Below are 23,408 nucleotides of genomic sequence, written 5' to 3'. Positions count from 1 at the left end.
TTTTAAACTATTTCCATTTTGAATTTTTCAAGTAGATTCATATTAAAAGCTTTTTCGAAATAAAGATTTAGGGCATCTTTCCCTCTTTGTCCGAAATCTATGGAAAGTTCATTTACATACATTTTTATGAATTTTGTCTCAAGTTCAAGGTCCTTGTATCTGGCATATTTCATTGCGTATCTTGCTGCTTCCTCTGTATGTTCAAGGGCATATTTAATTGACTTTTCAAAATCTTTTATGTACATATCTTTGACTTCCTGTGGAAGGCTTTTTCTTATTGCATTAAAACCCAAGGGTATTGGCAGGTCACCAGCATATTCCTTCCATTTTTCATATATGTCTGCAACTTTCATTAAACCCTTCTGTTGATAAGTTAACTGCTCATCATGTATAATAATTCCAGCATCTATTTCTCCCCTGATTATTGCCTGGGGAATCATATCAAATCTCATGGGCATCATTGTTGCATCTTTTTCAACAAACATTCTGAAAAGGAGATGAGATGATGTTCCGGGTCCTGGTGTTCCCACCTTTGCTTTCTTAAAATCAACCACACTTCTTGCAACCACTATTGGACCGTAATTTATGCCAAAGCTTGCCCCTGAATGAGTCAACTGATATATTCTAAATACCCTTGCATACTCATTTGCTGAGATTGCTGTCACATCGTAAAGCTCTTCCTCAGCATTTTTATTCAATGTCTCAATATCTTTAATTATCTGTTCATATTCCATCGATGTTTCAATTTTTCCTGTTACCATCGCGTAAAACATAAATGCATCATCCGGATCCGGTGTGTGAGCAACTGTTAATTTCATAGTTCTGGATAAATTAATTCAATAAAAAGAATTGTACTAATTATAATGATTTTTCGATTGTGCAAAACATCATGCCAAAATATTTTTCCATATAGTAATAAACTTTTTTGCTTACGTAATTATTTCCTTCCATCAACCCGGAAAGTATTACCATATTCCAGTAACTGTCAGGTTTGGCCTTCTCGATTATTTCATCCTTTACCTCCCTTATTTTATAAACCTTATTTTTTTCAAAAAATTCCTGTATCATATTGTCATATTCATCGGCTTCAGGTGAGTAACCATAAGGGCCGGTTTTACTGTGTGTATGTGCCTGATCTGCACTGAATATGACAGTCACTTTTTTTCCATAGTTCTCGGCAACATTGTGTAAAATTTGTCCAAATCTTATAAGGAGGTTTCTGTCGCTGATTCTAGGTTGCCCAATTATTACAACGCTTCTTCCCTTAAAAAAATACAAGGGTATTGCAGAGCCAAAATCCTCTGGAAAATCAGATAATTCACCTGATGATGTCACAAAATCTATGAGAACACCTTCCCTGAAATTTTCAGATAGTTTTTCTGCAAGTTTTCTTTCAACTTTTCTACTTTCCTTAAGGATAAAATTATCCATCTCGTAGTAACATGAAACGTTTTCTGTATGTACTATTCCTATTCCATTGCTCAATCTTACGGAATGTGGTGATATTATTAGAATTACCTCACTTCTGTCGTTTTTTGTTTTTTCCCTTATACTTGAAAACATTATCTCTGATTCATTATTTGGTCTTGTAAGTATTTCGTCTCCATGAGGTATAACAAAAATATTTTCAATTGTCATTATCTGAATATATAAATTAAGTATAAATAGAAAGTCTATGTTGATAAAAAGTTATTGAATATGTTTCTTTTTTTAATCAACGCTTTGATCCTTCAAACTTATCTCAGCTCTAGCAGCTGCAAGTCTTGCTATTGGTATTCTGAATGGACTTGCAGATACGTAATCCAGATTTATTTTTCTGCAAAAATAAATTGTTTCAGGATCTCCCCCCTGTTCACCACATATGCCTATTTCAAGGTCCTTTCTTGTAGATTTTCCCTTTTTTACTGCCATTTCCATTAGCTGTCCCACTCCTTGAGTATCAAGTGTCCTGAATGGATCGTTTGGAATTATTTTTTCATCCAGATATCTTGGAATGAATTTTCCCTCAGCGTCATCCCTGCTATAACCAAAAGTCATCTGTGTAAGATCATTTGTTCCAAAAGAGAAGAATTCAGCATGTTTTGCAATTTTATCAGCTGTAACACAAGCTCTTGGTATTTCAATCATAGTCCCAATTTTGTATTCAATAAAATCGTTTCCAAGCTCCTGTTTTATACTGTTTTCTATGTTTGTTCTCAAATTCTCCATCTCTTTTTCTGTTCCAATCAATGGAACCATTATCTCTGGAAGGATTTTCTTACCCTCCTTTTTGATTGACATGGCAGCCCTCATTATTGCCCTGGCCTGCATGTTGTATATTTCAGGATATACTATACCAAGTCTGCAACCTCTGAAGCCAAGCATTGGATTGAACTCTCTCAAGGATTTTACAACATTCAGAAGGTCTTCCTTCTCCCTTATGGAATTTAAGATTTTTTCAAGCTCTTCAGTATCATTGGCCTTTGTTAACCTAAATTTAAGTGAGAATATCTCTTCCATTATCTCCTCAGTGTCGGGAAGAAATTCGTGCAATGGAGGATCAAGCAACCTGATTATTACAGGAAAGCCATCCATAGTCCTGAAAAATTCTTCGAAATCATGTACCTGCATAGGCATCAAACGGGAAAGTTGCGCCTCCCTTTCCTCCCTTGTCCTGCTCATTATCATTGCCCTCATTATACCAATTCTTTCATTTCCCAAAAACATCCTTTCAGTTCTGGCCAGTCCAATGCCTTCTGCACCATTTTTCCTTGCAAGTTGAGCCTCCTCAGGTGTATTTGCGTTTGCCCTTATTCCAAGTTTTCTTATTTTATCTGCCATAGAGAGCAGTTCATCTGTGAAAACGTCATTTTTTATAACCTCAAGTTCGCATTTTCCAAGAATAAAATTACCTGAGGTGCCATCAACCGTTATCACCTCCCCCTCTCTCACTGTGGTTCCGTTTATTGAAAAAAACTTTTCTTTTAAATTTACTGTCATTTTTTCTGCCCCAACCACAGCAGGTTTACCCATTGCCCTCGCCACTACTGCTGCATGAGATGTCATTCCACCCTTCTGTGTTAAAAATCCTTCGGATACTGCCATACCTCTCACATCATCAGCAGTTGTTTCTTGTCTTACAAGAATTATTTTTTTACCTGATTTATGAGCTTCTATTGCATCTTCCGAAGAAAAGTATACTGATCCTGAAGCGGCTCCAGGAGAGGCAGCCAAACCCTTCCCCAGTATGTTCTCCTTACCATTGTATTTTACCTGTGGGTGGAACAGTATATCAAGTGTCTCTGGAGTGATCCTCATTACTGCCTCTTCCAAGGAAATCAGATTTTCCCTGTACATCTCAACAGCAATTCTCACTGCTGCCCTGGCACTTCTCTTTCCAGACCTTGTCTGAAGCAGATAAAATTTTCCATTTTCAACTGTGAATTCTATATCTTGCATATCTCTGTAATGCCTCTCCAATATGTCACAAGATTTTAAGAAATCCCTGTAAGCTACCGGCATTAGTACCTCCATCTCCCGTACATCCCTTGGTGTTCTGATTCCAGCAACAACATCCTCACCCTGTGCATTTTGTAGGAATTCTCCAACTATCCTTTTTTCGCCAGTGTTAGGGTCTCTTGTGAATGCAACACCTGTTGCACTGTTCTCCCCCATGTTTCCAAATACCATCTCGACTATATTCACTGCAGTACCAAGATCATCCGGGATTCTGTTAAGTTCTCTGTAAACTTTAGCCCTTTCAGAGTTCCAGGAATGGAACACTGCCTCAATTGCCATCTCAAGCTGTTTCCATGGATCCTGTGGAAAAATTTTATCATGTTTAGAATAAATCTTATCATAGATTTTTATGAGTTCTTTTAAATTCTCAACGCTGAGTTCGTAATCATATAAAATGCCAAGTTTTTCTTTTAATCCATCAAGTGCCTCCATAAATTCGGAATGTGGTATGGACAAAACTATTTCACCAAACATTTGCTTTAGACGCCTGTATGAATCCATTGCGAATCTTTCGTTTTTGAATTTTTTCGATAAACCGGAAACACTATGATCGTTTAAACCCACATTCAGTACTGTATCCATCATACCAGGCATGCTTATTTTAGCACCTGATCTTACTGATACCAGAAGAGGATTATCAGGATCTCCGAATTTTTTTCCAGATTGTTTTTCAATCTTTTCAAAACCATTTTTAACCTGATCCATCAAACCATCTGGAAACTTTCCTATTCTTTGAAATTCTCTGCATGCCTCAGTTGTAATGGTAAAACCTGCGGGCACATTCAGGTGAAGGGATGTCATCTCTGCGAGGCCAGCACCTTTCCCCCCAAGCAGGTCAACCATTTCTTTAGAACCTTCAGAAAACAGGTATACATATTTTTTATCCGAACCCATGTTTGCTTATCTTTTTTGTATAAATATTTTTTCTATAATTTTTTGTTAAAATCTATAATATTATATTGAAAAAATTTTATAAAATATTTTTTTGATCAAATCTAAAAAATTTTTTATCTTCAGAACAGATAGGCATATATATGAGAAGAGATTACATTGAAACCTCCTTTGGAAGAATTTCGTATTTATATAAAAATGGTAAAAAGGTAATTTTACTGCTTCATGGATTGGGTGGAATGGGAAATAATTTTTTAAAACTTAGCTCATGCTCAGGTGACGAGTTTGGTTTTATATTACCAGATTTACTTGGACATGGAAGATCTCAGAAGATGCATAAACTTTCAGTGGATATTCAGGCAAAATCCATCTTTGAAATGATTGAAAAATTAGGACTTGAAAATTTCATAATTGGAGGTCACTCCTATGGTGGGTGGGTTTCCCTTTATATGGAAAGCAGGATGGATACAAAATCAGAAAAAATTATATTGATAGATAGTGCTGGGGTTTCTCCAGGGGTTGGTGAAACCGGAAAAGGCGACTTTATGCTTGAAAGGGTAATGAATATGAACCCAAAAAATGATCCAGAAATAATAAGAGAAATAATCTTGGAGAATTCCAATGAAATATACAAAATAAAGGATGAGGATTTGTCAAAAATAAATAAAAAAACCCTTATAATTTGGGGGGAAAGGGACAAACTGATACCGCCTATTTACGGGAAAATTATGGCGGAAAAAATTAAACAGTCTAAATTCGTTATTATTAAAGATGCGGGACACACACCATTACAGGATAATTTAGAGTATGTTTGCCATTCCATATCTGATTTCCTTAACTGGAAATGAATAAATTCCCGGATCTTCTTCCCTTCTCATATCCCTTCTTTTCCTTATCTTTTCAGGATCCACAACAACGCTGAACTTTTCCATGTTTTCACATAAAAACTTTGATATTCTTACACCCGGATCATCTTCATATGGAATGCATGCAATTGAATCGCCGTCAAATAATGGATTTAGTGAATTAACAGATATAATAGGTATCCTGTTTTCAAGGGATCTTCCAGATATGTATGTGTGCCATTCATCATGAAATCCCTTAATTATGAGGGATGGATTCAATATCATATCACTTTTATTTCTGCTTGACACAGCTGCAAAAAATGGGAAATCTATATCGTAGCAAACTGCAACAGAAAAAGAATAATTGGGGTTTTTGAATATTTTAACTGCATTTCCTCCAGTGATTTGCCCTTTTTCACTTCCATATGGAACTATTTTATCCTGAAAACCTATAACATGACCATCATTGTATACATATGACCTGTTATATATCCTTGCCATTCTTCTTATCAATATGGATCCAAAAATAACCGTCCTTCCTTTGGAAAACTCCTCAAAAATTTTTTTGATATCTATTGGGATTTCTTCAAAAACACCGTTAATGAATCTCTCAGGAAACATTATTATGTCAGATTTTTCATCTATGTTTCTTAAAAAAGTTGAAACCTCATCAAGTTTCAAGATATTGGTCTGAAAACCGGTTATTTTAATTTTCATATTGAACCCTTCTCCAACAATGAAAATATTTTAAAAGCGAGTTTTCTCTTATCCAGATTTCCTGAAAATAATTTATTTCCCATGGAGTATATTTCATAATATGTTCCGTTTTCTCCGAATGGATTGTTTGAAAGCATATTTCTAACAACGATTCCTGAAGTAACTTTATCAGTGCCATCTGAAAGTTTCCATTCCACTAACTTACACTTTATATTTTTCTCTGCTATTACTGATTTTAAAAGATCTCTCAACTTTTCCCTTGGCTCTGCCTTCAAATTCAGGGCCTCATTACTCTTAATTTTCCCCTTTTTCTTCTCTATCTTAAAATCAGATAAAGCTGCTGGAAGAAAAATGTAATCAGGGGTATTCTCAATTTCCCTCAATGCATTGGTATAAAATTCATCAATTTTCAATGCAGGTATAAATTTTATGCTTTTTGGTATCTGAACTTCCGCATTTCCAATCAGGGTTACTTCATATCCTCTCATATAAGCCTCATGTGCAATATTTAACCCTGTTATTCCTGAGCTTTTATTTGTTATGGTTCTTACATCATCAATATCGTTTTCGGATTTTCCTGAAATTATAAGTACTTTTTTTCCGTTTGGTTTTCCCCTTGAAATTCCCCAGACTATATCCTCAGGAAAGGGAATTTTGGCCTTTCCTTCTTCAATTCTTGGTTCAATTATGTTAACACCCATAGTCTCAAGTTTTTTGATGTTGCTTTCCAGTATGGGATTTTTGTACATCTCCATATGCATTGTTGGAGCGATGAAAATTTTTACTCCTGAACCAATAGCATTTGCAAAAAAAGTTTCACCAACACCATCAGCTACTCCACTGGCCATCTTTCCTATCTGGTTATATGTGGCGGGACACATAAGCAAAATGTGATCATAATCACAGTCCTTAATGAGACTTATATGTTCCATCCTACCCGTAAGATTAGTTATAACCTTCTCCTCAGTTGCCCATTCAATGGCCTGTTCTCCAATAATTTTTCCTGCTGCCTCAGATAGTATTGCCGTAACTCTTGCCCCGTTTTTCTTCAATTCTCGTATAATATCTGGCACTCTGTAACTGGAAATACTTCCTCCTATTGAAATAATTACGTGCTTGTTAGAAAGTGGTTTAATGCTATCATTTTCCATATACATTACCTGTAGACATTCCATATTCCGGATGCGCTTATACACTTTTTATTTTCGGAGTCCTTGATAACTATTTCAACAAAAAACAGTTTTCCTCCTTTTTTCTTAACCCAGGACTCCACAATAAAATGAACACATTTAACTGTATCCATAAATTTTGTATCCAGGCTGACTGTAACTGCATTTAAAATTTCTTCATTAGAAAAAACTGACAATGCACCGCATAGATCCATAAAATAGCAGGCTAATCCACCATTTAAAATGTTTCCAACCCTCAAAAGTTCTTCATCCATTTCCACTTTTATCACAGTATGATCAGGTTCAGCCAAAACAACATTTATGTTCTTTCGGCTTGCAAACTTTTCAGCTTTTATTAAATGCTCAGTTCTCTGCAACGTTCATATAATATGTAATAATGATATATATTTTCTGAAACTTTTTCTTTTATATATCATTCCTTAGATATTACCTCTCTATAATATTTTAATTTCCCCAAGAACATCAATGGAAGAATGGCTGAAAGAAAACCGCCTGAAGTGGCAATTAACCAAATTATAATGTGATTGGTTGATATTGTAAGGGCAAATCCCCCCAGAAGCGGACCAAAGGCTCTTCCGAATGAAATAAAAGCATTGTAAATACCTAGATTTTTACCAATATTTTTCCTTCTTGATATCTGGGCAACCAGTGAATTGCCGGTTGGGAATGAAAGATCCTCTCCAACTGTAAAAATTACCGTTGAAAGGGAAAGATCAGTGAGGTTGTTACCCATTCCATAGGAAAAGAAGCCTAATGTGTAAATAAGATTTCCAAGAATTAGAGGTATGTACTCATTACGATCTTTTATTAGCCTGTAAACAAACTGCTGGGAAACTGCAACCATTATTCCATTGATCATGTATATTAGCCCTATCTCTATGAAATTGCCTGAAAAAACTGAGTGTGAATATGTAGATAATGTTATTGTTTCTTGAGCCTGAACAGTGAAAAGAAGAAATCCGCTCACAGACAAAATTATGAGGGCCAGATTGTCTGTTTTAAAATTTAGCTGCCTTGGTTTAATCTCAGATAAATTCACTGGTGTAACCGTAAAAGCAAAAAACAATGCTATCAGGATTGTCATAAATGCAAATATGTAAATGGAGTGAAAACCGAAATAATATATAAAAAAACCGCCGAGCCCGGGGCCTACCCCCCACCCGATATTATTAGCTACCCTGAAGATTGAAAAACCTCTTAGTTGGATCTGGCTCTCCATGGATATAATTGAGCTTGCCTGGGGGTTCTGAAAACCGTTAATAAACATTATTCCAGTGAATACTGCGCTATATAGGTATCCGGACATCATTATTGTCTGTGAAAATGCCATAAGGCCAATTAAAATTGAAATTAATGCGTATGATATGGCATAAAATTTTCTGTACCCATATCTATCACCTACCACACCACCATATAGTTGACCAATGGCAGATAAAATTCCCCCAATTACAAATACCTCAGAAATATTCAAATATGTCCAATGAAGTATTATGATATAGTATAGGGAAGAGAATATCCATACAGATGAGTATCCCAGCCCTCTCATCATACTTGCAATTGAAATTTTCTGTATATTTGTTAAATGCGTCTGACCATAATGTATTGAATAAGATAAATTATTCTAAAGAGGAAAATACACTTATTGTTTCAGTTTTTTCGATTCCACGTATTGAACGAAGTTTGTCCAGTACAAGATTTCCAAGCCCATCATTATCCGGAACCCTCACCTTAACGAGCATATCCCATTGGCCTGCAACTATGTGAACTTCATATACGAATTTTAAATGTGAAATTTCCAGGGCCACTTCTCTCTGGGATCTCCCAGATTTTGGATCGTACTGTATAAAAATAAATGCAACAACAGGAAGTCCAATCTGTCTATAATCAGGTATTGCCGTAAATTTTCTTATAATACCTCTTTCCTCCATTGATTTTATTCTCTCATACACAGTTATCCTTGGAATGTCTAACTTTCTGGATATGTCGGCTATTTTATCCCTTCCCTTTTCCATAAGGTAATCGAGTATCATCTGATCCTTCTGATCCATATAATATGATTATGAAAAAATATATGAACATTATGTCTACTTTAGAAATAATATTTATTAATTTATTAACAATTAGTTCAAATTTTATAAACAAATGATATTTACCCACATTAAATAACAGAATATGGAAACTATAGAAAAAAATGAGAAGCTGGTTTTTGAGTGCCATAAACGGCTGGGAACTGAGGATGTAAAAAAGGCAATGAGGATACATACAACTTTGAGAAAATCTATTGGTGAGATTCTGAGATCCAAAGGTTTTCTGGAGATACCACCGGTTATATTTTCCCCTATTACAGACCCACTTAACCATCCAGTTTATGATCCTTCATTTACATATCTTGAAGATAAGTACGCACTCACAAAAAGCATGATATTCCACAAGCAGATTGCAGTAAAACACCTTGAAAAAATTTTTATTTTCTCCCCAAACGTAAGACTGGAAACTTCAGATAAGAGATTAACTGGAAGGCATCTACTTGAATTCACACAGGTTGATGTGGAGGCAAAAGGATATAGTAGGGAACAGATGATGGAGATTCAGGAAGAAATTATCATAAAAGTAATTGAAGACGTAAAAAGAGAGAATCCAGATGAACTGAAATATTTTGGAAGAGAATTACCTAAATTCCAGAGACCTTTTAAAAGAATAAGATACGGTGAGGCAAGGGAAAAATATGGAGAAGAATTTGAGAAAATACTTTCTGAACAGGCTAGAGAGCCTTTCTGGATCATTGATATTCCATTAAAGGAACGTGAATTTTACGATCTGGAGAAAAAAGATGAGCCCGGTGTACTAATGGACATGGATTTAATTTATCCGGAGGGCTATGGAGAAGCATCTTCCGGAGGGGAAAGGGAATACAATATAGACAGGATACTTGAGAGGATAAGACTGAAAGACCAAAAGCCTGAACAATTTTCATTTTTCATAGAATTTGCAAAATTAGGTATAGAGCCATCAGCCGGGTTTGGTATAGGTATAGAGAGGCTTCTCAGATATGTGTGTGGAGTGAAAAATGTTAAAGAGATATTACTATTCCCAAAAGTTCCTGGTGAGATATCCATTTAATCATGGAACTGTTCTATATTCCTCCCGTGAGGGCATTTTGATGGCTTTCCTAAACCATCAAAAATTTTATCTACTGCATCATGATCAATGAGATAATCAAGGCTTGAAGCTATTTCACAACATTTTTTTATATCAATACCGTATCTATTCAATAAACTTTCTAAAACCCTGTGGTTTTCCATTATTTCATTGTAAAGTTCACTACCACTCTGAGTGATCTCTATCATACCCTTTTCCTTTAGAAGGAGACCTTTATCTTCCAGTCTTTTTATGACATTAATTGCCGTTGGCGGTTTTATACCCATTGATTTTGATAGATCGATGAGTCTCAGCGGGAAATTTTCATTGTGTTCACCAACAATGAGAAGACAGTCTCTCTCCTTCCTGGTTACTTTCTCACTCATCCATTTAGTATGTGATATATGAATTTAAATTAATTGTTTAATCATGCTATTGAATAACTGATTTTTTTGCCTGCAAGAATTGCTCTTTCGATTGTCTTTCCAACATCTGAGTTTATTTTTACCCTTATTATACCCTTGCTTGAGGTCATTCCCTGAAGGATCATAAGGTCATCAGCGTATAGCTTGCATAATTTTCCTGGTTCTCCTGTTTGCACATAATAGATGTTATTTCTTGCCTCTATTTCAGCTGGAAATTTAGTCTCCTCCCCAACAGATTCCACGTCAATTGGAACCCCCGCCAGCTCTTCCAGGTTAGAAATGTTTTTTCCACTTTTTCCTATCATTTTTCCCTTTAAATATTCAGGAACGCTGATCTTTCCCCTTCTCCCATTTTTTATTTCAAATTTTATTTTTTTACCTTTGTACCTTTCGTTTAAGTAATCTTCAACCCTCTTTTTTGCATTTTCCATTTTTTCCATATTTTCTTTTAGGGGTACCACAACTATTTGTTCTCCAAAGCTGTAAATCTCATATTCAACTTTTGATGTGCCCCAATCAACAGCCTCAATAACGGGCCTGGCAAGATCTTCCTTTGCCATTCCCTCTGGAACCTTTATACTGTATCTTAATGAAAGAATTTTTCTTACCTCTCCTCCATTTATGTAAAGTATTCTATTTATCACCTGAGGGATCACACCAAGTTCAATTCTTCCTATGAATCTCTGAATGGCGTCTATTGGCTTTGTAGCGTGCACAACACCTATCATCCCCACTCCTGCCAATCTTAAATCGGAAAATACCTTGAAATCAGATGTTACTCTCATCTCATCAAAAATTGTATAGTCATTTCGGACCAAAAGGAGTATATCACCGGTCTTTTCCATTGAACCATCCAGGGATGTATACTGTGTTATTGTTTGCACCACCTGTAAGTCCCTGGGCCTTTCCATTGTTTTGACAATTAAACCCATGGAATCGAGATAATTTGCAAGGGCCTGAACGAACGTGCTTTTTCCCGCCCCAGGAGCACCTGCCACCAGTATTCCAGTTGAACCTGAAATTATATCCTTGATTATTGAATTGTCAATATTGTAATCTTCCAGTGACAGGTTTTTAATCTGCCTCACTGCTGTAATTTCCAGTTTTGTGGAGAACGGTGGTCTTGTTATCACTATTCTGTACTTACCCAGCTGAATCACAGTGGCCCCATCTGAGTCCATTTCAATGAATGAAAAAGGTTCGTTGCCCGCCCTTCTTATAATGTCATTCGCTAGATTTTCTAGCTCAACATAATCCATTACTTTTTCCTCTTCAACAAGAGAAATATTTCCAGGAGAACCGTTCTTTAATCTTACCTTGCAACCTTCAGAAAGATGTACAGACATTGTTTCCTCTTTGAAGAAATCTTCAATTTTCATTGAAGATTTTTTCTCTGGTTCAAGATAGACTGTTTCTATGTTCTTAATTCTTGCAATCTCCGCCTGTACCCTATCACCTGTCACAAGGACTGCATCATATTCCATTGCAAGATTTCTGATTTCAGAATCCACAGATCCCAGTTTACCAAATTTTAGTTCACCATAATCCATTCTTTTTCCTACAAATGCAATTGAAATGGATCTAAGATTTGCCTTTTTCCTTATGTAATTTAACTCGTTTAGAGCCGCATACCCCATGCTTCTGTTCTGGTTTGCCTGATATTCTATTTCACCAAGAACTGGTTCTGGTATAAATATCATGGAACCGCTTTCAATTTTCTCCATGAAGTTTGAGAACCTTCCATCCACAATTACGGAGGTATCCGGAAGATATTTCACATTATGTTAATTATCTTAATTATTTATTAGTTCCTATTACATTACAATATGTGGATATCTCCATAGAGGCAAATTTTTTAATTGAAAAACTTAGGGAACAGATGGATTCTGTGCCTGAAGGGACTGCCCTTGCTTTTTCAGGTGGTGTCGACAGTATGCTCCTTAAAATTATTTATGGAGAGAAAATAAAACCATACAATTTGTCCTTCAAAAATTTTCCTGACAGGGAATTTTGCAAAAAACTTTCTGAAAAACTTAACTTTTCTATCAATTTTCTGGATATTGAGGAAATTGATGTGAAAGAAAGCGTGGATTTCCTTAAAAACAAATTTTCGGGAATATCCAATCTTGATATTTCATTTGAAAGCCTTCTTGTAATATTTTTAAAAAAAATTGATGAAAAATACATAATGACAGGACAGGGTGCGGATGAACTATTCTATGGTTATGCAAAATTTTTCGATGGTAGAGAAATAGACAATTCAAACAGTGTCAATAAACTTATTAATGAGACATTATCAAGGGAGAAAAAAATCGCAGAACATTTTGGAAAGAAACTCATATGTCCTTATCTTTCAGATGATATTTTCAAACACTTCTTTACAATTGGCGAAGAAATGAAAAAAACCGGGAACAAAACTGTCATAAGGGAAGCTTTAAAAAAACTTGGAATGCCTGATTTTGTTTATTTAAGGAAGAAAAAGGCTGCACAGTATGGTTCAGGCATTTGGAAAAATATGAGGTGAAATATTGTGAATAGAAACTCGATTTCAATTGGCCTCATAATGGGTTTAAGAGCACTTTACTCAATGAACTGGTATAATGTTTCACCAATGATTTTCAGAATACTGAAAGAGTACAACGCACCCCTATCCTACTCTGGCCTAATTCTGACAGCTTTTCTCCTTGGAACGGGAATAATGCAAATTCCATCTGGCATTGTGGCATCAAAGATTGGCTCCAAAAACACCTCAATGCTCGGGATGTTCGTTTTATCAGTAGCTTCTTCACTGTCATTTTTGAGTTATAACATTTTTCTTTTCCTTATTTCAAGATTTATGATAGGCGTTGGTGCAGCTTTCTTCTTCTCATCTGGTATCGGTCTTTTGAAAGAGATTGATGAAACAAATATTGGAAAAAACATAGGTCTTTTCAATACAGTATTTTCAATTGGAGGGGGATTTGGTATTATACTATTCACCATTGCACTTAATATATATGGGAGGCCCCTTATTCTTCTTTCATATGGAGGCATTGCTACCCTTCTACTCACTATTGTTTCTTTCTTTTACATAGATGGAAAAAAGAGCATAATTGATGAAAAAAATTTTATAAAAAACGTGAGAGGGCGCATATTTTCTAAACCACTTTTCATGGTGTCAATGAGTCTTGCTGGGTACTGGGGGCTAAATTTTACCATAGAGGAGTTTCTAAAATCCTATTCTCAATTTGCCAATTTTTCCTCTACCATAGCAGGAACCCTTGGATCAATATCTCTTTTTTCAGGAATTCTTGGTTATCCACTTTTCATTAGAATGTCAAGAATTGGGGATTTTCGTTCCCTTGTATATTCATTGATTGTTGTTATAATTACCACTGCTTTTATGTTTACAGCGAGTTTGTATTACCTAATAATTGTGCCATTTGTAACAGGATCCATGAGTATTGTAATATTTTCTGTCGAATATAATTATGTTGTTAAAATAGAAAAAGATCAAAAATTTGTCCCCCTTAGCATATCTATTATGAATTCTCTTCAGATTATGATAGGTTCCCTAATAACCTTCATATTTGGATATTCCTATGCATTCAATCCATACATCAGCTGGATAATACTTGCCATCATTGCATTTTTGTTTTTTCCTATGGGCATTGGAACTCTCAGAAAAGGTGATGTTCACATTTCCTGATCATTATATTTTATTTTATTCCATAGGGGCAGGAATAAAATGATGATGATAGAACCAAATATTATTAGGGGAACCCACATTAAATTCAAACTTTTTGAAAAATAAGAAAGGAGAAGAGTTCCAACAACCATGGAAAATGGAGATATTAGTCCGAAGATTGATTGAAATGAGGCAAAATATTTTCCCCTGTTTGAACTGTCCGATATTCTGCTTACAAGTGTGTTTATGGATGGTGATATTACATTCTCTCCAATTGTGATAAAGAAAGTATCAATTATTAAAAATCTGAAGCCTGTAAAAAATATAAGTCCTGAATAACTAAGCATGTATATAAGGAAGCCTAGATTTATTCTTTTAACGTCCGTTGTTTTTTTCAACATATAATTAACTGGGATTTGAAAGAGTGTGACTACTATTCCGTTTTCAGTATAGAGATAACCGATTGATATATCACTTATATGATCAAAATTTTTCCAGAAAAAGGTCAAGGGTGTTCCCCACTGACCTATCACTATATAGAAGAGAGCAATTCCTATCGATGTGAGAAGAAAAATTTTATTCCTTAATGGTAAGATTATGCTGGAAATTGAAATCCTTTCATTGTTTTCTGAATTCTTTATATCATCTGGCTTTATCAATGTGTAAATAAATATTTCAGCAAGAACAAATATTGTGGTTATGAAAAAAATATAAAAGTATGAAAAATTTGCAATAAAACCCCCAACTGCTGGACCAGCTGAAAAACCAATATTCTGTAAAATTCTAACAGCACTAAATGAATCATTCCTCTCATTAAATCTTGTTGAGTTACTGACCAGTACATTGTCAGCTGAGCCGATTATATTCATAAGGGGTTCAGATATTATAAGTGCGAGGAACAGACCATATATATTGAAACCCGAAAAAACAAAAAAAGTGAGAATGGAGAAGTCAAAGAATAAAATTAATTCAGCAATTATGGAAATTTTTTTTGGGCCGGTTTTATCTATCCATGGTCCTGCAATTAATGTAAAAGGGATGGACACAAGAGCCATTATGGTTAATATTATACCTATCATATAATATGGTACATCCCTTCTTTCATAAAGATATAGAGGTAAAAAGATCCATAACTGTGATCTTGCAAATACCCTAATCAACTGGTTTATAGAGACCAGAAAAACTGTTCTGTTTTTAAAAAAGCCGTTTATCATTCTTTCCATAAAAGGTTTAAAGTTATATCATACCTATAAATAAATTATTAGAAAAAGTTTTAATGAGCTGGAAAATAGAAATTTGTTTAATAAAATATGAAAATAATGTTTATAATGATGCTGGGGCAAGCCGCCGACGGGATTCGATCCCGCGACCTCGTGCTTACCAAGCACGCGCTCTACCAGGCTGAGCTACGACGGCATAGCAGTACAACACAAAACACTTAATAAATGTTAAAGTTAGTGCTTTTTTATTGAGACTGCAATACCATCTCAGATCTTACAGTGAAGGAAATCTTGCTTCCCACCATCACCTTTCCTGCTTCAAGTATCACGTTCCATTTAAGACCAAATTCTTCCCTTGTCAAACTCCCTTCAGCAACAATTCCTGCTCTCATATTTCCATATGGATCTTTGATTATTCCTTCCACCTCTCCCTTTACAACAATGGGTTTTGTAACATCCTTTATTGTAAGATCTCCGTAAATATTGTATGTATTTTCTCCAGTTTTCTCTATTTTGTTGCTTTTAAATTTTATATCTGGAAATTTTTCAGATTCAAAGAAGTCTGAAGATCTTAGATGATTGTCCCTGTCCTTATCCCTTGTATTTACAGAGGCTGCTTTTATTTTCACTTCTACAGAGGCATTTTCAGCATTAGATTCATCTCCAACAACTGTTATTTCAAAGTCAGTAAAATAACCCTTCACAGTGGATATCATCATGTGCCTAGCCCTGAATTCTATTTCTGAATGAGCAATATCGCTTTTCCATACTTTCTGAATTTCTTTTTCCATAAATAGGTATCATTATTAAACTTAAAATATTAATGTAACTAACTGTAAAATAAGTATCACACAGGCAATCAAATTACATTTATTAATCTGGAATGGCATATTTTATAATTTCATCAGATGTAATACACCTTAACTGCCCCTCATTTTCCATATGTCTTAGATGTGATAAAGCTTCACCGATTGCAAAGTTCTTTTCTGTAGTTGTCATTTCAGAAATCTTCCTGCCTCTGCTCCAGGTCATTTTTTCTGCACAAATGTAAGGGGTTATAGGTCCATTCATTTTAATTATATTTTTTATTTCTCTCATCCTTTTTTCGTGATGATCTAGAATTTCATTAACCCTCTCTTGTAAGCCTGAAAAAGCTTTTCCGTGCCCAGGCATTATAAATTTTGTGTCAACTTTCTTTATTTTTTCAAGGCTTTTTATATACAATCCAAGCATGTCAGTATGATCATCGTAAAATGATATATTTGGTGTTATCCTCTCCAGAATATGATCTCCTGAAAATAAGACTTCATCAGACTTTTCATAAAAACAATTGTGGCCTGGAGTGTGCCCTGGAGTTGAAATTATTTCAATGTCAATATCCTTTTCAGGAAGTCTTTTGAATTCCATCTGTCGGTATATATCAAAACCAGAAAAAAATCCATCGTTTACTCCCAGCTCATCTATAGCTGATTTTGAAAACCCCAGTTTAACAAGATATTGTCTGTATTCTTTTAGATATCCTTTTGTATCCTCTGATATCTTTCTAACGATTTTTAAATCCTCTTCTCCCAAGTAACAGTCGATTGTCCTCATTTTCTGCATATATCCTATTCCTCCTGTATGATCTATGTGAAGATGTGTAAGAAAAACCCTATCGATTTCACTTAAATTCACACTATGTTCAGATAAATACTTGATTGTGTCTTCACCCATTCCGGAATCTATTAGTGTAGTTTTCTCCCCTTTAACCAAATATATGCTTGCTGTTTTTAAAGCCCTTATATTTATGGGAACGTCATATTTGTCAATCTTCAAATTCATTGCTATGGATTTCAGGAAATTGCATATACTTATTTGTTTTGGAATTCCCTTATTATAGAAAATTTGTTAAAATTATTGGGTTTATTCCAGTTAAATATAAAATAAAGATTTTAGTAAAATTTATTAGCTAACGTAAATTTCCCCCAATACGTTAACCGAGGAAAAACTTAAGGAATTGACGCCATCTTCAAGGCTTATAATTTTAACCCTTAAAAGCATGAAGATAGCAGATGTAAAAACTTTGATTAAGGAAACCGGTCTGTCAAAAAGGGCTTTAATGGGATCTCTGAAAAACCTGAGAGAGATGGAACTAATCAGTGTAAAAACCTGTCTCAGCGATACAAGAAGGAGATTTTATTGTTTTGTACAGGATGGAGAAGAATAATAAACTAAACATTAAAAAAATAAGCAGCTAAGCTGACAACTATACCTAACACAACACCAATCATAATAACAACAATAGGATCCAAAGAGGGGCCTTCTATTTCTTCTTCATCAAAATACCTTATTAAACCAGCTCCAGACTGGAATCCATCTTTTTTATCTGCCATTAAAAAGATAATGCAATTTTAAGATTTATTATTTTTGCAAGATTCACAAATTTTCCTTTTCTGCGCCACCAGTAACTTTTAATTCGTACACGTTTTCAGTGAACTTCTTACCAATTGCTATTGCGGTTTCAACGTCTCTAGATCTGCAGGGTATGAATACTGATGAGCCCCCAGTAACAATGTATGTTAACCAAACCTTGTCTCTCATGGTTTTTATTTCATCAATAAGATCCCTCATCTCATTTGTTATTATCCTTACATCAACCTTGTTATTCAGATTGTGATAATCGTCTGTGTCCTCCATTGAAAGCTCAAAAATATCTCTGATACTTTTCTTTTCAGCCAGATATTTTAATCGTTCAACTCTTTTGTTTGCTCTCTCTATCCTGAAAATGTATTCTTCATGCTTTGGTTGATTGAAATGTATGGAGTCAGAGGGAAGCCTCTTATGAGGAAAGACTGCCGCAACTATTGAATAATCTGAAAATTCACTTTCACTTAGAATTTTTCTAGTTGCGGGATTATCCGTGCCCTCCGTTACGGTTAAACCTCCATAATAACTTCTTCCGGCACTCTCTGATATCCTCCTCATTTTCAGTTCTAGTGATCTTTCATCCTGGATTGATAATGCCTGTTTAAGACAATACCCAAAGGCTGCAGCCCCTGAATCAGAGCTCCCACTAATTATATTTTCATTATGAGAACGAAAAGAAATATTCATTCCGTCATACTTATTTTTAAAATCCTGTTGAAATTCGTGCATGACCTTAAATGGAGATCTGCTGTCATTAGTGTCAATCTCTACTCCATTTATGTAACTTTTTTCAATTTGTTCTGTTATTCTTAACTCAGTGTGTGTAACTGATTCCCTCCCTTTTATTGTGTAGGCTATACCTGCTGAATTATGATATGGAAGTCTGTTTTTATCATCCTTTAATCCACCAAGAAGGACTATTCCCATTGTTGGATGGGCCTTTGCTGAAAAGACAAAATTTTTCATAAATCCATTATGAATTCTGATTAAAATATACTTACTATACCTGATTTAACAATATTAAAAAATAGATAAGTATTAATTTAGAAGAATAATCTTTAACTATGGAAGAAAAAATAAAGATGCTATTTATAATAAGCAGTGGCGAAGAAGCAAAAGAAAAGGCTTTGGCTGGCCTTACAATGGCTGTTAGAACAGCTGAGGCAGGAAGGGCAGATGTAAGGATATTATTCTTTGGGCCCAGTGAAGAGATGATTGCAAAAGGGGATGAGACTGTAAATTCATTGCTTAAAAGAGCAACAGAAATCAACATTTATAAAACAGCCTGTACATTCATAGCTTCCAACAAGAAAATAGAGAAGGAACTAACTGACAAAAAAGTTCTTCTTGAGCCAGCAGGACAGGTAGTTGCAAAAGCTATCTCGGAAGGTTACGTACCCCTTACATTCTGATGCGGGTATTGAGAGATTTCAGAAATCGGGAAGTTAAAATTCCCGATAAAATCAATACAATTATTTCTCTCAATCCATCAATTACAGAGACGCTCTTTTTAATTGGTATGGGAGAAAAGGTAAAAGGGGTTAGTGCTTTCTGTAGAAGACCAAGCGAAGCGGAGAAAGTAAGGAAAATAGGAAGCTATTCATCTATTAACAAAAATATTGTGGATGAAATAAATCCTGACATCATATTCACTGTTTCCGGTTATCAAGATCCTTTGTCATCTGACATATCAAAAGAATACAATGTATTTGAATTGGAATTGCCATCCTCTCCTTTCGGAATAATAGATATGGTACTTCGTGTAGGTACGATAGTTTCGAAGTATCAGGAATCAATTTCACTTTCAAAAAAAATGATCTCCAACCTTCCCCATGTAAATTTTAACTTAAGAGGATATTTGGAAATAGATCTTGGAGGGCCAGTTTCATTTGGAAGGTTGAGTTACATAACATCCACTCTTAACTATATGGGCATTAAAACTCCATATGATATGGATTTGAGGGAATGGATTAAACCTGAATTTGAACAAATTACAGAATTTGACCCTGAAATCATAATAATGGAGGGAAAAATGTTTAGAGGCCTTGATGAAAAAAATGCATATGAAATACTTAATTCAAGGGGCTGGGAGGAAGTTTCAGCGGTTAAAAAAAGAAATGTTTTTGTGACACCAGGTAAACTTGATTTTTTTGCTCACCATGGACCTGATTTTTTCATGACTACAATACCATGGTTAATAGATAATATTAAAAAGAAACTAAATAAGCCTTTGTAAATCCTCAATTAAATCTTCAGGATCCTCTATTCCAACTGATAATCTTAAGAGGTTTTCATCAATACCAGAGATTTTTTTCTCCTCTGTAGATAATGAACGATGGGACATGGTGTAGGGATGTGAAATTAATGAGTTTAAAGATCCAAGAGTGTTTGCAAAGTTAATTATTTTTAGTTTTTTTTGCATTTCATTAACAATGACTTTTTTGTTTAATACAAAACTTATCACACCAGAGGGGCCTTTAAACTCATCCTTGGTATATCCCCCGCTATCTGGAAAGTAGACCTTTTCACACTGATTCCACTGTAGTAGAAATTCATGGATTTTTTTTGCAGATTGATTGATTTTATCCATCCTTAGGTGAAAAGTTTTTAATCCAATTAAAATGAGATATGCACTCATTGGATCCATGGATGTTCCCATGGTTCTCCTTAACGCGTCTATTTTTTCCACTACATCTCTTTTTCCTGTCACCAAACCTCCAATCACGTTGTTGTGTCCGCTTAAAAATTTAGATGCGCTGTGAATAACAAGATCAGCCCCCAATTTCAAAGGTTTTATGTTAGCAGGTGTCAGAATAGTATTATCAACAAAAAGTAATGAATTTGAACTTTCTTTAATTTCCCTTAGTTTTTTTATATTTATTGTGTAGAGTAGAGGATTAGTCAGAGATTCTACGAAAATTATAGACTTTTTTGAATTAACAGCTTTTTCAATTTGGTCTTCATTTGGTGCACAAATCTTTACAACATAGCCCATAGAAGGAAGTATTTCCTTGAAGAATCTGAAAGTTCTTGCAAAAATTCCATCTGTTGTAACAATCTGATAACCATGATCAAGAGTAGAGAGTAAAGATGTGGTAATTGCAGACATTCCCGATGAGAAACAATTACCCATTTCCCCTCCTTCTAGCCTTGCTACTTTCTCTTCTAGATATTCCACGGTTGGATTTTTTTCACGCCCATACCTGTATTTCTCACCTTCAGGCATTCTGAAACCACCTGCAAAATATACAGGTGGATCAAAACTTCCTCTTCCATCATAATACCAATCATGCAAAAATTCTGTTTCCTCTTTCATCCAGAATCCCTCCACCAGCAGCTGAGATTTTCTCCTCATATTTTAAATTCCATTTATTCATCAGGTTCTTGCAGAATGATGAAAACTCATTCAATCTTGTTTTTTCATCACACAAAGTAATCACTGATGGCCCGGCCCCGGATATTGCGCTTCCTATTGCACCAAAGGTTTTTGACTTTTCCTTTATTTCTGGAAAATAAGGATAAAGATTACTTCTTATAGGTTCAACTATTGTATCGTTCAGTCCTTCTGAAATTGCTTCCCTGTCATCCGACATGATTCCTGAAATAAAAAGGGATGCGTTTGCAATATTACTAACAGTGTTTTCCAAACTGATTTCACTTTTTATAACAGACCTTGCCTTCATTGTTTTGTTTGATATATTGCCACTTATAACTAGTATATGAATATAGATCCAGTCTGGGAAATGAATCTTTTTAATTAGAGGAGGAGACTTATTTTTTACTATTACAAAATCACCATATAGACTTGCTGAAACATTATCCAAATGACCTATACCCGAAAACTTTTCCTCGCCTTTGGATGAAAATCTTATTATTTCTGTTGGATTTAAATTAAGTGATAATTCATCATTCAGACCTGAAACTGCTGCAACTGCTGAAGCACCACTACCCCCTAAACCTGCAGATAGGGGAATTCCTTTTTTGATTTCAATAAAAACGGTTCCTCTTATTTCGTATTCATCCATCAGAGTTTTAATGGCTACACCACTTGTGTTTTGAAGAGGAGGTATTATTTCATCTTCATATTTCAGAATTATTTTACTTTCATTTGTTTCTTTATATGAAATTCTCAATGTATCTTTAAAAGCGCTTAGGGCCAATGCGAATACATCAAAGCCTGCACCCATATTAGCTGAGGAACAGTATGACTCAACAGTCTTCACAAAAATTGCATCGTTCTCTCCGAATAAATTTTATCTAATTTAAAATTATCATAGGTAATTTTTTATAAATATAATGTTGAATTTTAGCAAATATTATGGTGGATAATCTTTAATTAATATGAGTTATGGTAATTAATTTATATTAACTAATTATCCTCCGTAAAATGAAGGTGAAAATACTAAAGGTGGGAGGAAGTGTTCTCAAATGTCTAAATGATTATTTTATTGTTGCTGAATCTATAAAAAAGAGGTTTTCAGAAAGTAAGATTGTTATTGTTCTCTCAGCGATCAACGGATTCACAGATTATGTTTTTGCCAAAAAAGAAATAAACAATATGGAAGGTAAATTAAAATTTTCAGGGTATTTTGAGGCGTCAATGAAATATCCTGAAATTGGTAATATTTTAAATGAATTTGAAGAAAAATATTCATTCACAAAGGATTTTAATCTTGCCTATTACGGTGAGCTAATTTCGGCAAAGATAATGGAAAAGGTGCTTGGCGAATTTTCATTAAAATCGGAAATAATTGAGCCTGATAAATTTATAGAAATTTCTGAAGAAGGTATAAAGATTAAGGGTGAAAGATATCTTGAGGATTTTATATCAAAGAATCACATTACTTTGATACCAGGATTTTATGGCTCAGATCCTCTTGGCAATATAAGATTATTACCACGGGGTGGAAGTGATCTTACGGCCGCTATGATTGGTGGATTTTTAAAAGATTCCGATCTAATTTTCATAAAGGATGTTCCAGGTATTTATAATGTGGATCCAAAAGTCTTTAGGATGAGTGAACCTGCAAGATGTATTTCCTATGATTCGCTTAAAAGGATTTCAGATATGGGTGCGAGGATATTAAGCAAAGAGGCGTCAGATTGCATTGGAAATATTAAGGTTAGAGCTTATCTGACTGATGTGAATTTAAGCAAAGGTACAGAAATAGGCCCTGAATTTTCTAACAACATTTTTCTAATTAAAGATGCTGAAAATGGATTGAATCAAATTGTGTTTGATTGCAACGAATATGACTTTCGTCCCCTGTTAATTAAAGCGCTGGGAATTATTGAAAAAAATATTGGTAACATAAAAAAAATTGAGATAGATCGGGATAAGAAAATTTTATCAGTACAGGATAATAGCACAAATGTTATTTTTAATACCCTGGCAGAGGAGTGGTGATAAA

General features: G+C 34.7%; 25 protein-coding genes and 1 tRNA gene. 8 read left to right on the top strand and 18 right to left on the bottom strand.

Going from position 1 to position 23,408, the window contains the following annotated elements:
• Window positions 1-2: 2 nt before the first annotated feature.
• The 3 genes from ACNF4Z_RS01060 to ppdK form a co-directional block, all read right to left on the bottom strand.
• Window positions 3-818: an MqnA/MqnD/SBP family protein gene (locus ACNF4Z_RS01060; RefSeq protein ID WP_458327389.1), complete on the bottom strand. Its 816-nt coding sequence runs from the start codon at window positions 816-818 to the stop codon at window positions 3-5.
• A gap of 40 nt (window positions 819-858) precedes the next feature.
• Entirely contained in the window at window positions 859-1,638 is a 780-nt protein-coding gene (locus ACNF4Z_RS01055) for a DODA-type extradiol aromatic ring-opening family dioxygenase (RefSeq protein WP_458327388.1), read from the bottom strand.
• A gap of 72 nt (window positions 1,639-1,710) precedes the next feature.
• The gene (ppdK, locus tag ACNF4Z_RS01050; RefSeq protein ID WP_458327387.1) at window positions 1,711-4,392 is read right to left on the bottom strand and encodes a pyruvate, phosphate dikinase; all 2,682 of its coding nucleotides are present in this window, start codon (window positions 4,390-4,392) and stop codon (window positions 1,711-1,713) included.
• Between the two features lie 140 nt (window positions 4,393-4,532).
• Here ppdK and ACNF4Z_RS01045 point away from each other — a divergent pair, with 140 nt between their 5' ends.
• Window positions 4,533-5,237, top strand: a complete 705-nt coding sequence (locus ACNF4Z_RS01045) for an alpha/beta fold hydrolase (protein ID WP_458327386.1) — start codon at window positions 4,533-4,535, stop codon at window positions 5,235-5,237.
• Here ACNF4Z_RS01045 and ACNF4Z_RS01040 read toward each other — a convergent pair.
• The 5 genes from ACNF4Z_RS01040 to ACNF4Z_RS01020 all read right to left on the bottom strand — a co-directional run bounded on the left by ACNF4Z_RS01040 (window position 5,190) and on the right by ACNF4Z_RS01020 (window position 9,189).
• Entirely contained in the window at window positions 5,190-5,951 is a 762-nt protein-coding gene (locus ACNF4Z_RS01040; RefSeq protein ID WP_458327385.1) for a carbon-nitrogen hydrolase family protein, read from the bottom strand. The genes ACNF4Z_RS01045 and ACNF4Z_RS01040 overlap by 48 nt on opposite strands.
• Window positions 5,948-7,102 carry a bifunctional phosphopantothenoylcysteine decarboxylase/phosphopantothenate--cysteine ligase CoaBC gene (gene coaBC, locus ACNF4Z_RS01035; RefSeq protein WP_458327384.1) on the bottom strand — a complete coding sequence of 385 codons (1,155 nt, stop codon included), beginning with the start codon at window positions 7,100-7,102 and terminating at the stop codon, window positions 5,948-5,950. The genes ACNF4Z_RS01040 and coaBC overlap by 4 nt, the downstream gene beginning before the upstream one ends.
• Before the next feature lie 5 nt (window positions 7,103-7,107).
• A complete protein-coding gene (locus tag ACNF4Z_RS01030) occupies window positions 7,108-7,497 on the bottom strand; it encodes a PaaI family thioesterase (RefSeq protein ID WP_458327383.1) in 390 nt (129 codons plus the stop codon).
• 56 nt (window positions 7,498-7,553) lie between these two features.
• Window positions 7,554-8,690, bottom strand: a complete 1,137-nt coding sequence (locus tag ACNF4Z_RS01025) for an MFS transporter (protein ID WP_458327382.1) — start codon at window positions 8,688-8,690, stop codon at window positions 7,554-7,556.
• 67 nt (window positions 8,691-8,757) lie between these two features.
• The gene (locus ACNF4Z_RS01020) at window positions 8,758-9,189 is read right to left on the bottom strand and encodes an Lrp/AsnC family transcriptional regulator (RefSeq protein WP_458327381.1); all 432 of its coding nucleotides are present in this window, start codon (window positions 9,187-9,189) and stop codon (window positions 8,758-8,760) included.
• A gap of 124 nt (window positions 9,190-9,313) precedes the next feature.
• On the opposite strand from ACNF4Z_RS01020, the gene ACNF4Z_RS01015 reads away from it, so the two are divergent.
• Window positions 9,314-10,261, top strand: coding sequence for an asparagine synthetase A (locus ACNF4Z_RS01015; protein ID WP_458327380.1), 948 nt, complete (start codon window positions 9,314-9,316; stop codon window positions 10,259-10,261).
• Here ACNF4Z_RS01015 and ACNF4Z_RS01010 read toward each other — a convergent pair.
• Both ACNF4Z_RS01010 and ACNF4Z_RS01005 read right to left on the bottom strand, forming a co-directional pair.
• Window positions 10,258-10,665 (bottom strand): metal-dependent transcriptional regulator, encoded by a 408-nt coding sequence (locus tag ACNF4Z_RS01010; RefSeq protein ID WP_458327379.1) that lies wholly within the window; start codon window positions 10,663-10,665, stop codon window positions 10,258-10,260. The genes ACNF4Z_RS01015 and ACNF4Z_RS01010 overlap by 4 nt on opposite strands.
• A gap of 41 nt (window positions 10,666-10,706) precedes the next feature.
• Complete coding sequence (locus tag ACNF4Z_RS01005; RefSeq protein ID WP_458327378.1) at window positions 10,707-12,482, bottom strand: PIN domain-containing protein; 1,776 nt, start codon at window positions 12,480-12,482, stop codon at window positions 10,707-10,709.
• 50 nt (window positions 12,483-12,532) lie between these two features.
• Here ACNF4Z_RS01005 and ACNF4Z_RS01000 point away from each other — a divergent pair, with 50 nt between their 5' ends.
• Complete coding sequence (locus ACNF4Z_RS01000) at window positions 12,533-13,228, top strand: asparagine synthase-related protein (RefSeq protein WP_458327377.1); 696 nt, start codon at window positions 12,533-12,535, stop codon at window positions 13,226-13,228.
• Between the two features lie 6 nt (window positions 13,229-13,234).
• Window positions 13,235-14,392, top strand: coding sequence for an MFS transporter (locus ACNF4Z_RS00995; protein WP_458327376.1), 1,158 nt, complete (start codon window positions 13,235-13,237; stop codon window positions 14,390-14,392).
• Here the strand turns inward: ACNF4Z_RS00995 and ACNF4Z_RS00990 are convergent.
• From ACNF4Z_RS00990 to ACNF4Z_RS00975, 4 genes are all read right to left on the bottom strand, one after another.
• Window positions 14,380-15,594, bottom strand: a complete 1,215-nt coding sequence (locus ACNF4Z_RS00990; RefSeq protein WP_458327375.1) for an MFS transporter — start codon at window positions 15,592-15,594, stop codon at window positions 14,380-14,382. The genes ACNF4Z_RS00995 and ACNF4Z_RS00990 overlap by 13 nt on opposite strands.
• Before the next feature lie 119 nt (window positions 15,595-15,713).
• Window positions 15,714-15,787: transfer RNA gene (locus ACNF4Z_RS00985), tRNA-Thr, on the bottom strand.
• Window positions 15,788-15,836: 49 nt separating this feature from the next.
• Window positions 15,837-16,382: a YceI family protein gene (locus ACNF4Z_RS00980; RefSeq protein ID WP_458327374.1), complete on the bottom strand. Its 546-nt coding sequence runs from the start codon at window positions 16,380-16,382 to the stop codon at window positions 15,837-15,839.
• An 82-nt stretch (window positions 16,383-16,464) separates the two neighbouring features.
• Window positions 16,465-17,412, bottom strand: coding sequence for an MBL fold metallo-hydrolase (locus ACNF4Z_RS00975; protein ID WP_458327373.1), 948 nt, complete (start codon window positions 17,410-17,412; stop codon window positions 16,465-16,467).
• 217 nt (window positions 17,413-17,629) lie between these two features.
• Here ACNF4Z_RS00975 and ACNF4Z_RS00970 point away from each other — a divergent pair, with 217 nt between their 5' ends.
• Window positions 17,630-17,797: a hypothetical protein gene (locus ACNF4Z_RS00970; protein WP_458327372.1), complete on the top strand. Its 168-nt coding sequence runs from the start codon at window positions 17,630-17,632 to the stop codon at window positions 17,795-17,797.
• Between the two features lie 4 nt (window positions 17,798-17,801).
• Here the strand turns inward: ACNF4Z_RS00970 and ACNF4Z_RS00965 are convergent, their stop codons facing one another.
• Entirely contained in the window at window positions 17,802-17,963 is a 162-nt protein-coding gene (locus ACNF4Z_RS00965; protein ID WP_458327371.1) for a preprotein translocase subunit Sec61beta, read from the bottom strand.
• Between the two features lie 43 nt (window positions 17,964-18,006).
• Window positions 18,007-18,963: a mevalonate-3-kinase gene (locus tag ACNF4Z_RS00960; protein WP_458327370.1), complete on the bottom strand. Its 957-nt coding sequence runs from the start codon at window positions 18,961-18,963 to the stop codon at window positions 18,007-18,009.
• Window positions 18,964-19,061: 98 nt separating this feature from the next.
• Between ACNF4Z_RS00960 and ACNF4Z_RS00955 the strand changes: the two genes are divergently transcribed.
• Together ACNF4Z_RS00955 and ACNF4Z_RS00950 are read left to right on the top strand one after the other, a co-directional pair.
• A complete protein-coding gene (locus tag ACNF4Z_RS00955) occupies window positions 19,062-19,409 on the top strand; it encodes a hypothetical protein (protein WP_458327369.1) in 348 nt (115 codons plus the stop codon).
• Between the two features lie 8 nt (window positions 19,410-19,417).
• The gene (locus ACNF4Z_RS00950) at window positions 19,418-20,233 is read left to right on the top strand and encodes an ABC transporter substrate-binding protein (protein WP_458327368.1); all 816 of its coding nucleotides are present in this window, start codon (window positions 19,418-19,420) and stop codon (window positions 20,231-20,233) included.
• Here ACNF4Z_RS00950 and ACNF4Z_RS00945 read toward each other — a convergent pair.
• Together ACNF4Z_RS00945 and ACNF4Z_RS00940 are read right to left on the bottom strand one after the other, a co-directional pair.
• Window positions 20,216-21,313 (bottom strand): PLP-dependent transferase, encoded by a 1,098-nt coding sequence (locus tag ACNF4Z_RS00945; protein ID WP_458327367.1) that lies wholly within the window; start codon window positions 21,311-21,313, stop codon window positions 20,216-20,218. The genes ACNF4Z_RS00950 and ACNF4Z_RS00945 overlap by 18 nt on opposite strands.
• Window positions 21,285-22,220: a homoserine kinase gene (locus ACNF4Z_RS00940; protein WP_458327366.1), complete on the bottom strand. Its 936-nt coding sequence runs from the start codon at window positions 22,218-22,220 to the stop codon at window positions 21,285-21,287. Before ACNF4Z_RS00940 ends, ACNF4Z_RS00945 begins: the two co-directional genes overlap by 29 nt.
• Window positions 22,221-22,384: 164 nt before the next feature.
• Between ACNF4Z_RS00940 and ACNF4Z_RS00935 the strand changes: the two genes are divergently transcribed.
• Window positions 22,385-23,404 (top strand): amino acid kinase family protein, encoded by a 1,020-nt coding sequence (locus tag ACNF4Z_RS00935; RefSeq protein WP_458327365.1) that lies wholly within the window; start codon window positions 22,385-22,387, stop codon window positions 23,402-23,404.
• The last annotated feature ends 4 nt before the right edge of the window (window positions 23,405-23,408 follow it).

It is taken from the genome of Caldiplasma sukawensis (assembly GCF_052315375.1).
In the GTDB taxonomy this organism is placed as follows: domain Archaea; phylum Thermoplasmatota; class Thermoplasmata; order Thermoplasmatales; family Thermoplasmataceae; genus Cuniculiplasma.
This window is presented reverse-complemented; position numbering and strand designations above follow the sequence as displayed.